Annotated in this window: 15 protein-coding genes; 6 read left to right on the forward strand and 9 right to left on the reverse strand. The window is 69.1% G+C overall.

Annotated elements, in window-relative coordinates; genetic code table 11:
• The 3 genes from ACT4N7_RS07555 to ACT4N7_RS07565 all read right to left on the reverse strand — a co-directional run.
• Window positions 1-510 (reverse strand): ROK family protein (locus ACT4N7_RS07555; protein ID WP_444827880.1); only part of this gene is annotated, 510 nt, incomplete at its 3' end.
• A gap of 493 nt (window positions 511-1,003) precedes the next feature.
• On the reverse strand, window positions 1,004-1,150 hold the full coding sequence (locus ACT4N7_RS07560) for a hypothetical protein (protein WP_444827881.1): 147 nt from the start codon (window positions 1,148-1,150) through the stop codon (window positions 1,004-1,006).
• Window positions 1,151-1,416: 266 nt separating this feature from the next.
• A complete protein-coding gene (locus ACT4N7_RS07565; protein ID WP_444827882.1) occupies window positions 1,417-2,610 on the reverse strand; it encodes an AAA family ATPase in 1,194 nt (397 codons plus the stop codon).
• A gap of 135 nt (window positions 2,611-2,745) precedes the next feature.
• On the opposite strand from ACT4N7_RS07565, the gene ACT4N7_RS07570 reads away from it, so the two are divergent.
• Together ACT4N7_RS07570 and ACT4N7_RS07575 are read left to right on the forward strand one after the other, a co-directional pair.
• Complete coding sequence (locus tag ACT4N7_RS07570) at window positions 2,746-3,423, forward strand: hypothetical protein (RefSeq protein ID WP_444827883.1); 678 nt, start codon at window positions 2,746-2,748, stop codon at window positions 3,421-3,423.
• Window positions 3,423-3,647 carry a helix-turn-helix domain-containing protein gene (locus tag ACT4N7_RS07575; protein WP_444827884.1) on the forward strand — a complete coding sequence of 75 codons (225 nt, stop codon included), beginning with the start codon at window positions 3,423-3,425 and terminating at the stop codon, window positions 3,645-3,647. Before ACT4N7_RS07570 ends, ACT4N7_RS07575 begins: the two co-directional genes overlap by 1 nt.
• A gap of 28 nt (window positions 3,648-3,675) precedes the next feature.
• Here ACT4N7_RS07575 and ACT4N7_RS07580 read toward each other — a convergent pair whose 3' ends face one another.
• The gene (locus tag ACT4N7_RS07580; protein ID WP_444827885.1) at window positions 3,676-4,956 is read right to left on the reverse strand and encodes an acetyl-CoA C-acetyltransferase; all 1,281 of its coding nucleotides are present in this window, start codon (window positions 4,954-4,956) and stop codon (window positions 3,676-3,678) included.
• Window positions 4,957-5,038: 82 nt separating this feature from the next.
• Between ACT4N7_RS07580 and ACT4N7_RS07585 the strand changes: the two genes are divergently transcribed.
• Both ACT4N7_RS07585 and ACT4N7_RS07590 read left to right on the forward strand, forming a co-directional pair.
• Window positions 5,039-6,367 carry a 3-oxoacyl-ACP reductase gene (locus ACT4N7_RS07585; protein WP_444827886.1) on the forward strand — a complete coding sequence of 443 codons (1,329 nt, stop codon included), beginning with the start codon at window positions 5,039-5,041 and terminating at the stop codon, window positions 6,365-6,367.
• Window positions 6,367-7,194 carry a MaoC family dehydratase gene (locus ACT4N7_RS07590; RefSeq protein ID WP_444827925.1) on the forward strand — a complete coding sequence of 276 codons (828 nt, stop codon included), beginning with the start codon at window positions 6,367-6,369 and terminating at the stop codon, window positions 7,192-7,194. The genes ACT4N7_RS07585 and ACT4N7_RS07590 overlap by 1 nt, the downstream gene beginning before the upstream one ends.
• Window positions 7,195-7,239: 45 nt before the next feature.
• Here ACT4N7_RS07590 and ACT4N7_RS07595 read toward each other — a convergent pair whose 3' ends face one another.
• Both ACT4N7_RS07595 and ACT4N7_RS07600 read right to left on the reverse strand, forming a co-directional pair.
• Complete coding sequence (locus tag ACT4N7_RS07595; protein ID WP_444827887.1) at window positions 7,240-7,899, reverse strand: hypothetical protein; 660 nt, start codon at window positions 7,897-7,899, stop codon at window positions 7,240-7,242.
• 244 nt (window positions 7,900-8,143) lie between these two features.
• Window positions 8,144-8,803: a TetR/AcrR family transcriptional regulator gene (locus tag ACT4N7_RS07600; protein WP_444827888.1), complete on the reverse strand. Its 660-nt coding sequence runs from the start codon at window positions 8,801-8,803 to the stop codon at window positions 8,144-8,146.
• 80 nt (window positions 8,804-8,883) lie between these two features.
• Here ACT4N7_RS07600 and ACT4N7_RS07605 point away from each other — a divergent pair, with 80 nt between their 5' ends.
• Together ACT4N7_RS07605 and ACT4N7_RS07610 are read left to right on the forward strand one after the other, a co-directional pair.
• Window positions 8,884-9,528: an SCP2 sterol-binding domain-containing protein gene (locus tag ACT4N7_RS07605; RefSeq protein ID WP_444827889.1), complete on the forward strand. Its 645-nt coding sequence runs from the start codon at window positions 8,884-8,886 to the stop codon at window positions 9,526-9,528.
• 14 nt (window positions 9,529-9,542) lie between these two features.
• Complete coding sequence (locus tag ACT4N7_RS07610) at window positions 9,543-10,136, forward strand: SCP2 sterol-binding domain-containing protein (RefSeq protein WP_444827890.1); 594 nt, start codon at window positions 9,543-9,545, stop codon at window positions 10,134-10,136.
• Window positions 10,137-10,169: 33 nt separating this feature from the next.
• Here ACT4N7_RS07610 and ACT4N7_RS07615 read toward each other — a convergent pair whose 3' ends face one another.
• From ACT4N7_RS07615 to pdhA, 3 genes are read right to left on the reverse strand one after another with little or no spacing between them, the layout of a single operon-like run.
• Complete coding sequence (locus tag ACT4N7_RS07615) at window positions 10,170-11,576, reverse strand: dihydrolipoamide acetyltransferase family protein (RefSeq protein ID WP_444827891.1); 1,407 nt, start codon at window positions 11,574-11,576, stop codon at window positions 10,170-10,172.
• Window positions 11,577-11,579: 3 nt separating this feature from the next.
• Complete coding sequence (locus tag ACT4N7_RS07620) at window positions 11,580-12,605, reverse strand: alpha-ketoacid dehydrogenase subunit beta (RefSeq protein ID WP_444827892.1); 1,026 nt, start codon at window positions 12,603-12,605, stop codon at window positions 11,580-11,582.
• A complete protein-coding gene (gene pdhA, locus ACT4N7_RS07625; protein WP_444827893.1) occupies window positions 12,605-13,810 on the reverse strand; it encodes a pyruvate dehydrogenase (acetyl-transferring) E1 component subunit alpha in 1,206 nt (401 codons plus the stop codon). Before pdhA ends, ACT4N7_RS07620 begins: the two co-directional genes overlap by 1 nt.
• Window positions 13,811-14,094 lie beyond the last annotated feature (284 nt).

Here is a 14,094-nt window from a genome sequence, read left to right on the forward strand (position 1 = left end):
CCCGGCGTTGCCCGTGCGCCCCCCATATCCCCGACCGTCGAGCACCAGCCCACCCCCAACGCCCGTAGACACCACCACCCCCACCATCGACAACGAGCCGCTCCCCGCTCCCACCCACTGGTCCCCCACTGCCATACAAACCCCGTCCCCAGCCAACACAACCGGCATCCCAGGCATCAACTCCGCAACCCGCTGCCGCAACGGAAACCCCCGCCACCCCCCAATATTGACCGGCGAAACCTCCCCGCGCCCCCCATCAACCGGCCCCGCACACCCAACCCCCACCCCCAAGATCCCGCCGAAGCCCCCCCGCTCACCCTCACCACCACCCGCACTGCCCCCCGTACCCCCGCCCCCCGCCATCTCCAAGACCAACGCCCGCACCACCTCGAACACGGCCTCCCCATCCCCCCGAGGCGTAGCCCGCTGCTCCCGCCGGACAACCACCCCGCCCCGGTCCACAACCCCGACCGCAACCTTCGTACCCCCCACATCCACACCCAAGAACATCCCCAAAGTATCCAACCCCAACCCTAACCCCCACTCCCCCAACGCAAAATAAGCCCCCGCCGACCACGTCGACAGAAGCTCACACCACCCACGGCCAGCCCTCGGTAGAGGATCGCACCGTGGACAACCCAGTCTTTTTCGTTACCTATCCAATGCGAGGCGAAGCCCGAGCGCCCCACCTTGGTTCAAGAGAGCCCGCACAGCGGGCGACCACAGTTCCTACGGCACCAATGCGAGGGCGAAGCCCGAGTGACCCACGCTGGTTCAAGAGATGACGCACCGTCGGGCCTGGGGGCTCGGCCCCCAGAGACAATGACGAAGGGGTCCCCAGCGAAGCGGCGCAGCCGCGAGCAGGGCAATGGAAACCCCGCAGTGCTGCCAGGTCGGGGGTCCGCCAGCACTGCGGGGTCAACCGGAACATCGTGCTTCGTCCCGGCGGCGTTACACCGATCGTGAATGTGCCCTGCATCACATTCACGATCGGCTCTCGGGGTTAGCGCCAGGTGACTTGCTGGGCCTGGGCCAGGGTGATCAGTTCGTGGCGCATCGACGGTGTTGCCGCCTGCTCGATCGCGCGGGTCACCGCCTTGCGAGTACGGGCCTCGACGCGGCGGGCTCGGATCTTCGCAGCGATGTTCATGGCGCTTGCATCCCCTTCGGAAGCTTCTTGCGGCTCTGGCTGAGCGGCATGCCTCAAGTATGCACCCGACAGCCGCCGAATGCACCCGTTTGTCCGGTGAACTAGCGCACATGCCGATGAATCATCGGCAGTTAACCGATGTTAACCGGCTTCTGTCCTGAACGGTGGATGGCTGGGCGGACAACGTTCGACTCCGGGGCAACGCTTGATCGCAGCATCTAGCTATTTCTAGTGTTTTTGCTATGGATTTAGATACGGCGGGAGAGTTACTCGTCCATGCCCAGCAGGTACCGGCCGAAGTGCGGCACCGTGAACGCGATCCGGCCGCGCTCGGCGGAGTAGATCAGGCCCTTCTTGATCAGACTGTCCCGTGCCGGCGACAGCGACGACGGCTTGCGGCCCAGGTAGACGGCCACATCGGAGGTGCCCGCGCCCTCGTCCCTGCCCTCGGTCAACTCGGCCATCGCCCGCAGGTACTCGCGCTCGGCGGGGGTGGCGCGCTCGTACCGCGAGCCGAAGAAGCCGACCGCCAACTCGGCCTCGGCCTCCGGCGCGGCGACCCCGACGTCCTCGGCGGTGATCGGGTCGGCGGGCGCGGCATCCCACGCGGCCTTGCCGTACGCCTGGATGAAGTACGGATACCCGCCGGACCACTCGAACAGCGCGTCCAGCGCGTCCAGGGTGATCCCCGCTTCCTCGCGGTGCACCGGGGCGAGCACGGCCCGCTCGGCGTCCTCCCGGCTCAGCCGGTCGATGCGGACATAGCGGAACAGCCGCTCCGAGTACGACTTGCTCGCCGACAGCACCGCGGGCAGGTGCGGCAGCCCCGCGCCGACCACCACCAGCGGCGCGCCGGACTGGGACAGCTCGTGGCAGGCGGCGCACAGGGCGGAGATGTCGTCCGCGCCGATGTCCTGCATCTCGTCGATGAGCACGGCGACCCCGGTCCCGACGTCCTGCGCCAGTTCGGCCACGTCGGTGAACAGCTCCACCAGGTCGATCTCGATGTCGCCGGAGTCGGCGCGGCCCTGCGCGGCAGGCACATCGATGCCCGGCTGCCAGCGGTCGCGCAGCTTGGCGTTGTCGGAATTGGCCCGCAGCGCGAACGCCTTGAGCACGCCGAGCACCGCCTCGACCCGGTCCGGCGCGCGGTGGCGGACGGCGAGGTCGCGCACGGCCCGGTGCAGCGCGGCGGCGAGCGGCCTGCGCAGGTCGGCCTCCGGGCGGGCCTCGATCTTGCCCGCGCCCCAGCCCCGGCGGACGGCCATCGACCGCAGCTCACCGAGCAACACCGTTTTGCCGACGCCGCGTAGCCCGGTCAGCACCAGACTCCGCTCGGGCCGTCCCCGCGCGACGCGCTCCAGGACGACCTCGAACGCGGTCAGCTCCTTCTCGCGGCCTGCTAGCTCCGGCGGGCGCTGTCCCGCGCCGGGTGCGAACGGGTTCCGAACCGGGTCCATCATCCGACGGTATCCCCGTTTCTAGCGCGAACCCGATATTGATCGAGAAACCGCTACGGCGTGTCCTTGACGCATCGACTATCGATGCTATCGTTTGTCGATGTCATCGATAAACGATAGGTAGGGAGCTTGCTCATGACGAAGTTGATGAGCCGCCTTCGGGAGCCGCTGAGTACCACCGACAAGCGGATCGCCACCGGGGTCGGGTTGCTGTTCGCGACGGCGTACGGGCTGGTGAACTACGGCACGATCAGGTCGGCGACCAGGGGATGTGTCGAGGCGGGCCACGCCGCTCCGGTAGGTCCCGCGACCGGCGCCACCCAGGTCATCGGCTCCGATTCGGTCGTGATGGCCGCCACCGCGCGGCTGTGCCCCAATCCCTTCACCGGACCGGACACCACCGACCTGCTCATGTCGCTCGGCGCCACGCTGCCGAGCATCGCGTTCGGCGCGATCACGCTGATCCTGCTCGGCTGGTTCCTGTGGGGGGCGGTCCGCCCGGGTCTGCACTCGCCGGTCACGCCGGGCAGGCTGCGCACGCTCGGCTGGTTCGTGCTCATCGCAGGCCCGATAGCCGAAGCCGTCCAGTATGTGTTCGTCTACGAACTGGCCGAGAAACTCATCGAGAACACCGCCGAGTACCGGGCCGGTCTGGCGGAGTCGGACTTCAACGGGGCCTTCTCGGCGTGGTCGCAGGAGTTGCAGATGAACTTCCCGTGGTGGTGCGTGTTCGCGGGCGCGACGGCCCTGCTGGTGTCCAGGCTGCTCAAGATCGAGGTGCGGATGGGCGAAGAACTGGAAGGCACGATCTGATGCCGCCGCCCGAGGAGCCGCACGGCATCCGGGTCCACCTCGACAAACTCCTCGCCGACCGCGGCATGACCGTGGCCGAGTTAGCCGAGCTGGTCGGGTTGACTCCGGTCAACGTCTCCGTGCTGAAGAACGGCCGCGCGAAGGCGATCCGCTTCTCCACCCTGTCGAAGCTGTGCGAGGTCTTGGAGTGTCAGCCCGGTGACCTGATGACTTGGGGTCGCTAGATGTTTCTAGCGGAATTGCTAGAGAGGGCTACTTCTCCAAGATGGCTGTCACGCCCTGGCCGCCAGCCGCGCAGATCGAGATGAGGCCGCGGCCGGAACCCCGCTCGTGCAGCAGCTTCGCCAGCGTCGCGACGATTCGGCCGCCGGTCGCGGCGAACGGGTGGCCCGCGGCCAGCGAGGAGCCGTTGACGTTGAGCTTCGCCCGGTCGATCGAGCCCAGCGGCTCGGCGAGGCCCAGCTTCTCCTTGGCGAACGCCACGTCCTCCCACGCCGCCAGCGTGGCCAGCACCTGCGAGGCGAACGCTTCGTGGATCTCGTAGAAGTCGAACTCCGGCAGGCTCAGGCCGGCCCGCGCCAGCATCCGCGGCACCGCGTAAGCGGGCGCCATCAGCAGACCTTCGCCACCGTGGACATAGTCGACGGCGGCGGTCTCGGAGAACGTCAGGTAGGCCAAGACCGGGAGGCTGCGCTCCTTCGCCCACTGCTCACTGGCCAGCAACACCGCCGACGCGCCGTCGCTGAGCGGGGTGGAGTTGCCCGCGGTCATGGTGCCGTCCGGGCCGCCGAACGCGGGCTTGAGCTTGGCCAGCTTGTCCGCGCTCGACTCGGGCCGCAGGTTCTGGTCGCGGGTGAGGCCCTGGAACGGGGTGACCAGATCGTCGAAGAAACCGCGCTCGTAGGCGGCGGCGAGCTTCTGGTGGCTCGCGGCGGCCAGTTCGTCCTGCGCCTCGCGGCTGATCGCCCACTCCTGGGCGGTCACCGCGGCGTGTTCGCCCATCGACAGCCCGGTGCGCGGCTCGGCGTTGCGCGGGATCTCGGGGACGATGTGGCCGGGCCGGAGCTTGGCCACCAGGGCGAGCCGCTGGCCGACGGACTTGGCGTTGTTGAGCGCGATCAGGATGTGCCGCAGATCCTCGTTCACCTGGAGCGGCGCGTCGCTGGTGGTGTCGACGCCGCCCGCGACGGCCGAGTCGAGCTGGCCGAGCGCGATCTTGTTGGCGACCTGGATGATCGCCTGCAGCCCGGTGCCGCACGCCTGCTGCACGTCGTAGGCCGGGGTGTCGGGCGCGAGCCTACTGCCCAACACGCTCTCCCTGGCGAGGTTGAAGTCCTTGCTGTGCTTGAGAACCGCGCCCGCGGCGACCTCGCCGAGGCGCACGTCCCGCAGGCCGAAGCGGGCGACCAGGCCGTCCAGCGCGGCGGTGAACATGTCCTGGTTCGACGCCGCCGCGTACGGGCCGTTGGACCGCGCGAAGGGGATACGGTTCCCGCCAAGGACGGCGACGCGGCGCACGCGACTCGGGGCCATTGCGTCCTCCTGTTCCGGTGCTGTACTGGCAGCCTAACCTACTCGCAAGTAGGCTTACTAACGAGTAGGGAGGCGCATACTGATGACTGACCGCTACCAACAGTTCAGCACTTCCGGCGTCGGACGGCTGCTCGTGCAGCGGCTCGGACTGCCCAACCCGACGCCGCTGCGCCGGTTCTCACCTGGTCAGCCCGCGCTCGACGGCCCCGCTCTGCTCGGCGGCGCGCCCGGCGGGCGGCTGGCCGACTCGATCGGCGCCGCCATGAAGTCGGCGGGGATCGAGGTGCTGACCGTTCCGCAGGACAGCCACGCCGCGCTCGCCTTCGACGCGACAGGCATCACCACCCCCGAGGCGCTGCGCGAGCTGTACGACTTCTTCCACCCGGTGATCAGGTCGGTCGGCCCGTGCGGCCGCGTGGTCGTGCTCGGCACACCGCACCCGGCCGATCCCCGCGAAGCCGTCGCGCAACGCGCGCTGGAAGGCTTCGTCCGCTCGGTCGGCAAGGAACTCAAACGAGGCGCCACCGCACAGCTCGTCTACGTCGAGCCGGGCGCCGAGGACAAGGTCGAGTCCACGTTGCGCTTCCTGCTCTCCGCCAAGTCGGCGTACGTCGACGCCCAGGTCGTCCGGGTCGGTACACACGGCGGCGATGTCACCGTGCCGGACGATTGGGCTGTTCCGCTGGCGGGCAAGGTCGCCCTGGTCACCGGCGCGTCCCGGGGCATCGGCGCGGCCATCGCCGAGGTGTTGGCCCGCGACGGCGCGCACGTGATCGCCCTCGACATCCCGGCCCAAGGCGCCGACCTCGCCGCCGTCGCCAACGGTGTCGGCGGGTCCGCGGTGCAGCTCGACATCACCGCGGCCGATGCTCCGGCCCGGCTTGTCGAGCACCTCAAGGCGCGACACGGCGGCGTCGACATCGTCGTGCACAACGCGGGCATCACCCGCGACAAGACGCTGGCGAAGATGACGGACGGCGGCTGGGACGCGGTGCTCGCGGTCAACCTCGCCTGCCAGCTCAAGGTCAACGACGCCCTGCTGGACGGTGTGCTGCGCGCGGGCGGCCGCATCATCGGCGTCTCGTCGATCGCGGGCGTCGCGGGAAATGTCGGCCAGACCAACTACGCCACCAGCAAGGCGGGCGTCATCGGCATGGTCGACGCGTACGCGCCGCTGCTCGCCGAGCGTGGGATGACGATCAACGCGGTCGCACCCGGATTCATTGAGACAACGATGACTGCCGCTGTTCCCTTGGTAATCCGCGAGGTGGGGCGGCGGATGAACAGCCTGTCTCAGGGCGGACTGCCGGTCGATGTCGCCGAGACCATCGCGTGGTACGCCAATCCGGCGTCGGGCGCGGTCAACGGCAACGTGGTGCGGGTGTGCGGCCAGAGCCTGCTGGGGGCGTGATGGAGCTGACGGAGTCGCCCAACCTGGGTGTGCTGTTCCCCAAGGCCGTCCTCGCGGGGTTCACCAAGCGCGGCGGGGCGCTGCCGGACCGGGTGTACACGCGGTCCGGTGTGCGCGTCGATCCTCGGCAGCTCGCGGCGTACGACCGGGTGTGCGGGTTCGGGCTCACCGACGAGGTGCCCGCGACCTACCCGCACGTGCTCGGCTTCCCCATGCAGGTCAAGCTGATGACCGACGCGGACTTCCCGTTTCCGCTGGTCGGGTCGGTGCATCTGGCCAACCGCGTCACCCAGACCCGCGCTCTGCGCGTCGATGAGGAGTTCGCCCTGCGGGTGCACGCGGCGAATCTGCGACCGCACGCCAAGGGCACCCAGTTCGACATGGTCAGCGCGGCCCTGGTCGAGGGGGAAGCCGTCTGGCACGAGGTCAGCACCTACCTGCGGCGCGGTCCGGGCTCGGGGTCGGCTGGTCGCGATGCCTACCCGGAGCCACCGAGGCCCTCGGCGACGTGGCGCGTTCCCGACGACATCGGCAGGCGCTACGCCGAGGTCTCCGGCGACCGCAACCCGATCCACCTGCACCCGCTGACCGCCCGGCTGTTCGGCTTCCCCCGCGCGATCGCCCACGGCATGTGGACCAAGGCCCGCTGCCTGGCCGCGTTCGAGGGCAGGTTGCCTGCCGCGTACTCGGTGGACGTCCGGTTCAAGCTGCCGGTGCTGCTGCCCGCCAAGGTCGCCTTCTCGGCCACACCGCACGCGGGCGGTTGGGACTTCGCGTTGTTCGGCGACCGCAAGCCGCACCTGGCGGGCACGATCACCGCGCTCTGAATGGTCGTTCCGTAGCGCGAATGGCGAACAGATTACGCTGCAAGGCTACGTTACGTTGAAGGGCGAAATCAGCGGTCGCCGGGGTTGGTCGGTTACCACGCCCACGGAGCTAACGGTCAACTGGCCGCTGCCTAGCCGCGTGTCACCGTTGCCACCGAAACCTTCCTTTATGGTGTAGCTGAGGTTCCACTGCACCTCCGCGTGAGAAGTTCCGTCAGCGAAGGCCCACATGAAGACATCGAAATCCAGTCGCGCCCACTCAATTATGGGTTGAATCTTCACCGATCCCTTGTCGGAAACTATCCTGAACGGTCGCATCAGCTGGAGATCGCCGCCCGCAGCCGCGACGTAGTCACCGGTTTCCCGGTCGGCGAATTTCTGCAGGGTGAATATGAACTGGAGGTCCGCCGACATGACCTTCAACGGGTAAACGGATGCTCGGCACACTGTGGGTCTGAATCTGATCCTGACCTTCTGCTCGACACCAGGCCCTTCCGCGTGAGCCTGCCTCAGCGCCGTGCGACCCTCTTGGGTGCGTACCGCAGACCACACCGTGTCCGGGTGTGCGGCCTGGCTTGGCCCCCTGATGACGAAATGACTTCCTGGATCCGCCGCCAACAGGGTATCCACGTCATGCTTTCTGGAGAAGGGGCTCGTAAAGGGGACGGGGTGGAAGAGCACATCGCCCGGATTGGCATTCGTCATGACAGATCGGCTCCCGATGCCATCAGTAGTCCGTTGCTGGTGAGTTGCGCATCCCGATGACAGTGAAGCGGAGTCTGCGGCGAGTGTGGAGGTCTCTGTGGGCAGGGTTGGGCACACGAGAACCTGCTCCTATAGCCGCCGCCTTCGCCGAAGCTTGCGCGCCGGCTTGCGGCCAGTTGCCCAAAAGGGAACGCGACCTATGGGTGGGTCTCGTTGTTTGTACCAGGATTCGGGTGTGAATGGTTCATTCCGGGGTGGGGGTCCAGACGGTGCCGGTGACGAGGTCGCCGAAGCCCATCCAGACCAGGTTCATCAGCCAGGAGGCGACGACCTTCTCCGGGACGTCCGGGTGGTCCAGCCACCAGTCGGCCAGGGATTCGCCCGCGCCCACCAGGGCGGCGGCCAGGGCCTCGGTCGACTTGGTGGCGGTTTCGTCGAGGCCGCTGGTGGTGGCGGAGCGGACCAGCAGGGCGTCCACGAGGTTGATGGCCCGGCTGCGCATCGCGAGCAGTTCCTCGCTGAACGGGCCGCCCTGGGACGTGGCCTGGCGGTGCAGGACGCGCCAGCTTTCCTTCTGGGCGCCGACGAACTGGAAGAACGCGCGCAGACCGTGCCAAAGCTGCATGTCGGGGGGCAGTTCAGCCCGGACGCCCGCCGCGATCGCTTCCATCAGCAGGGTGGCCTCGCGCCGGATGCAGGCGGCGAACAGGTCCTCCTTGTGCCCCAGGTAGGCGTAGATCATCGGCTTGGACACCCCGGCGACGTCGGAGACCTCGTCCATGGAGGCGTTGTGGTAGCCGTGTCGGGAGAAGACGCGGACGGCCGCGTCGAGGATCTGGCGTTCCCGGACCTCGCGGGGCAGGCGCTTCGCGCGCGCCGGTCGACGCTCCTCGTCGACGCTCACGCCGAACCTCCTAGGTGCAGAACTTGCCAGCCAACCTACCCGCCCGTAACCTACTCCAGAGTAGGTACAGGGAGGTGTCCATGTCCGATTCGGGCCGTGCCATCGGTGCGCTGACGCCGCGGGAGCTGATCGAACTACTCGATCGAATGAATCCTGCCGACGTCGCCGCGATGGACATCGACGTCGATGCTATCGGGCGCGCGATCGATCCGCGGACGCTCGGCAAGAACGACCTGACCGCCCTGCTCGGCTCGCTGAACCGGCTGGCCGAGGCGGGCGCCGACGTCGACCTGGCGGGCATGGGCGCCGAGACCTTCGCCCGGATCATCGCGCACGCCTCCCGCGACCAGGTCCAGTCGATCATGAAGGACGCCGGGCTGCGGGCGCGGGTGCTGGGCGAGGTCTTCCGCCGGATGGGCAGCCACCTGCGCGCCGACCGCGTCCGCGACCTGCACGCCGTCGTCCACTGGCGGCTCACGGGCGGCGCGGGCGAAGGCGGCTACGACCGGTACCAGACAGTGATCGACAACGGTGTGTGCACGGTCGGCCGGGAGATGGACGAGCGCTCCCGGGTCACCATCACCGTGTCGCCCGTCGACTTCCTCAAGCTCATCACCAACAACGCCTCGGCTCCGGTGCTGTTCATGACCGGCAAGCTCAAGGTGCGCGGCGACCTCGCCTTCGCGGCCGGTCTGATCGGCCTGTTCGACCTCCCCCGGCCGTGATGCACACTGCGGGCATGCGCCGCAAACGCAAGCCAAGGTGGCACCGGATCGCGCCCCGCACGGTGGTCGACCTCGACGGCTTCGCCGAGGCCATCGACCCCGCCAAGCTCGACACCCGCCAGTTCGTGCAGCTCATCGAGGTGCTGGACATGTTGGGCAGCACCGGAACGGGCATCGAGCTGGCGGGTATGCGCACCGACACCTTCGTCCGGTTCCTCGGTCGCGCCTCCCGCGCGCAGCTCGATGAGCTGATGGCGCACCCGCAGCTGCGGCACGTGGTGTTCGCCGAGGTGTTCCGGCGGATGACCGACCACCTCGACCGCGAGCGCGCCGCGAACCTGCGCGCGGTCGTCCACTGGCGGTTCCTCGACGGCGACGGCGGCTACGACCGGTTCGAGACGGTGATCGACAACGGCCGGTGCTTCTCCGGCGACGAGCCGACCGACGACCCCCGCGTCACGCTCACCGTCGCGCCGGTCGACTTCCTGCGGGTGATCACCGGCGGGGTCAGTGTCCCGATGCTGTTCCTGTCCGGGAAGGTCAAAGTCAAGGGCGACATCGCCTTCGCGGCAACCCTCATCGGCTACTTCGACCTGCCCAAGGCGTGAGCGGGGAGCCGCGCAGGCTCCCCGCCCACACACCTAGAAGGTGATCGCCATCGCCGGGTCGGCCAGGAGGGCGCCGACGTCGACCAGGAACTCCGAGCCTTGTTGGCCGTCCACCAGGCGGTGGTCGAAGCTCAGCGCGAGCTGGCAGACCTTGCGGATCTTGACCTCGCCGTCGACCACCCAAGGGGTGTCGCGGATGGCACCGAACGCCAGGATCGCGGCTTCGCCCGGGTTGATGATCGGGGTGCCGGTGTCGACCCCGAACACGCCGACGTTGGTGATCGTGATGGTGCCGTTGGCCATGTCGGCCGGTGGCGTCTTGCCGTCGCGGGCGGTGGTGGTCAGGGCCTCCAGGGCCTCGGCCAGCTCGCGCAGCGACAACGCCTCGGCGTCGCGGATCTTGGGCACGATCAGGCCGCGCGGCGTGGCTGCCGCGATGCCCAGGTGCACGTAATCCTTGTAGACGATCTCCTGGGCGGCCTCGTCCCAGCTCGTGTTGATCTCCGGCGTACGCTTGACCGCCATCGCCACCGCCTTGGCGCAGAACGCCAGCGGGGTGAGCTTGACGCCGCGGAAGGCCGGGTGGGTCTTGAGCTTGGCGCGCAGGTCCATCATCGGCGTGACGTCGACGGTGAGGAACTCCGTGACGTGCGGCGCGGTGAACGCGCTGCTGACCATGGCCTGCGCGGTGACCTTGCGCACCCCCTTGATCGGCACCCGCCGCTCGCGGGCACCCGGGGCCGCCGCGGCGACCGGGACGGCGATGTCTTGATGGTGGCTGGCCGGGACGGCCGCGGCCCGCTCGACGTCGGCGCGGGTGATCACGCCGCCCGCGACCGCCAGGGACCGCAGGTCGACGCCGAGATCCTTCGCCAGCTTGCGCACGGGCGGCTTGGCCAGCGGCACATGGCCGCCGGGCCGATCCACCAGCGCGACCGGCGCCAGGCTGTGGGCGAACGGCGTGGCCTGCTCCTCCACCGCCGGGACCGGGCCCTGGGCGTGTTCGAACGCCGCGCCGACCGTGCTCTGCGCGGCAGCGGCGGCGGCCTCCCGCGGCACGGCCGGGCCGTTGCGCGCCCGGCGCTTCGCGGTGACCGCCTTGGAGCCGTAGCCGACCAGCGGCTTCATCTCCTCCTCGGTCTCGGCGGGCGCGGCACCGTTGGTCGAGGCGGGCGCGGGCGCGGCGGCCCCGCCCGGATCGACGTCGATGGTCAGGATCGGTGTGCCGACGTCGACAGTCTGGCCGGGCTTGACGTGCAGCTCGGTGACCACGCCCGCCCACGGACACGGCAGCTCGACAGCGGCTTTCGCGGTCTCGATCTCGACGATGATCTGGTTGACCGTCACCGTGTCGCCCGGTTTGACGTGCCAGAGCAGGATCTCGGCCTCGGTGAGCCCCTCGGCCGTGTCGGGCAGGGGGAAGCTCTTGTACTCAGGCATCGCTCACCACGCCAGCGAGCGGTCGACAGCGTCGAGCACCCGATCGAGGTCGGGCAGGAAGTGCTCTTCGAGCTTCGCGGGCGGGTACGGGGTGTCGAACCCGGTCACCCGCAGCACGGGCGCCTCCAGCGAGTAGAAGCATTCCTGCTGCACGCGCGCGGCGATCTCCGAGGTCAGCGACGACTCCGAAGGCGCCTCGCTGACCACGATGAGCCTGCCCGTGCGGCGCACCGACTCGAACACCGGCACCAGGTCCAGCGGCGACAGCGTGCGCAGGTCGATGACCTCCAGGGAGTGCCCGTCGTCCTCGGCGGCGGTGGCCGCGTCGAGCGCGACCTTCACCGACGGGCCGTAGGCGACGACCGTGGCGGTGGTGCCCGTGCGGAGCACCCGCGAGGCGAACAGCGGGCCGGGGGTGGCCTCGGTGTCGACCGCGGCCTTCATGACCGCCGAGTGGTAGAGCCGCTTGGGCTCGAAGAACAGGATCGGGTCGTCGCTGCGGATGGCCTGCTGGATCATCCAGTAGGCGTCGACCGCGTTCGAGCACGCCACGACCCGCAGGCCGGCGGTGTGCGCGAAGTACGACTCCGGCGACTCCGAGTGGTGCTCGACCGCGCCGATCCCGCCGCCGAACGGCACCCGGATCACCATCGGCACCCGCACCCGGCCCAGCGTGCGCGCGTGCAGCTTCGCGACCTGGGAGACGATCTGGTCGAACCCGGGGAAGATGAAGCCGTCGAACTGGATCTCGCACACCGGTCGGAAGCCGCGCACGGCCAGGCCGACCGCGGCGCCGATGATCCCGGATTCCGACAGCGGGGTGTCCAGCACCCGGTGCTCGCCGAAGTCCTTCTGCAGGCCGTCGGTAATTCGGAACACGCCGCCGAGCTTGCCGACGTCCTCACCCATCACCAGGACCTTGGGGTCGGCCGCCATCGCGGCCCGCAGGCCGAGGTTGAGCGCCTTGCCGAGGGTGAGCGTCTGGACCGTCGAGTCGGCGGTCGCCTTGTTCAACACGGGAGCGGCCATCAGTGCTCTCCTCCCGCGAAGCCCGCGGTGTAGGCGAGGAACTCGTCGCGCTGGGCGTCCAGGAACGGGTTCGGCTCGGCGTACACGTGGCTGAATATCTGCTCGATCGGGGGTTCGCCCATCTCGAAGCAGTATTCGCGCAGTTCGACGGCGAGGGCGTCGGCGTCGGCCTGGACGGAGTCGAAGAAGTCCTGGTCGGCGTCGCCGTGGCGGACCAGGTTCACCCGGACGCGCTCGATCGGGTCCTTGAGCTTCCAGGCTTCGAGTTCGTCGGAGAGCCGGTAGCGGGTGGGGTCGTCGGTGGTGGTGTGGGCGTCCATCCGGTAGGTGAACGCCTCGATCAGCACCGGGCCGTTGCCGTGGCGGCACTCGTCGAGCGCCCAGCGGGTGACCGCGAGGGTGGCGAGCACGTCGTTGCCGTCGACCCGGATGCCGGGGAAGCCGTAGCCGCGCGCCCGCTGGTAGAGCGGCAGGCGCGTCTGGCGTTCGGTGGGCTCGGAGATGGCCCACTGGTTGTTCTGGCAGAAGAACACGAGCGGCGCGTCGTAGACCGCCGCCCAGACGAAGCCCTCGTGCACGTCGCCCTGGCTGGTGGCGCCGTCGCCGAAGAAGACCATGGTGGCCTCGCCGTCGTCGTCGCCGACTTTGCCCTCGAAGCGTTGGCCCATCGCGTATCCGGCGGCGTTGAGCACCTGGTTGCCGATCACGATGGTGTACGGGTGGAACCGGGTGGCGTGGGAGTCCCAGCTTCCGTTGTCCGTGCCCCGGAAGATGCCGAGGAGTTCCTTGGGGTGCACGCCCTTGCACCACGCGATGCCGTGTTCGCGGTAACTGGGGAACGCCATGTCGGAGGGCCGCATGGCGCGGCCCGCGCCGATCTGCGCGGCCTCCTGGCCCAGCAGCGGGACCCAGATGCCGAGCTGGCCCTGGCGTTGCAGGGCGTTCGCCTCGCGGTCGGCGCGCCGGATCAGCACCATGTCGCGGTAGAGCCCGCGCAGGTCGTCGGCGGTGACGTCGGCGACGTAGCGGTCGAACTCGGGGTTCTCGACCCGCTCGCCCTCGGGGGTCAGCAGTTGGACCAGTTCCGGGCCACCCTCACTGGTCGCCCGCAGGCCCGCGATCACCTGGTTCGCCGTCGGTACGGCGGCGGTGGCCGGGGGGCCTCCCCGGGGCTCCGGGTGCGTCCACTGTTCTGGGGACGACATGCGCGTTCTCCTCGTTGTCTCCGGCCGCGCAGCCGCTCGTGGCGGCGGCGTACGGCCGCGCCACCGGTCGCCACCGCCGCTGGTGTGGACGGTTGGCCACCGTCGGCGCTGACGGTTCCTCCCATACATCCTGGCACGCGTACCCCCGAACCGGTGAGTTCGTGCCGGTCGTTGGTTACCAACCGTGGGCCGCTGAGCTGGGAAAACGATTGGACAACCGACGTTCGGGGGTCAGAGCACGACACGGTCGGGGCAGCTCAGCGCGGGCAGCGCGGACGAGGACT

Source organism: Actinokineospora sp., assembly GCF_052390155.1.
In the GTDB taxonomy this organism is placed as follows: domain Bacteria; phylum Actinomycetota; class Actinomycetes; order Mycobacteriales; family Pseudonocardiaceae; genus Actinokineospora.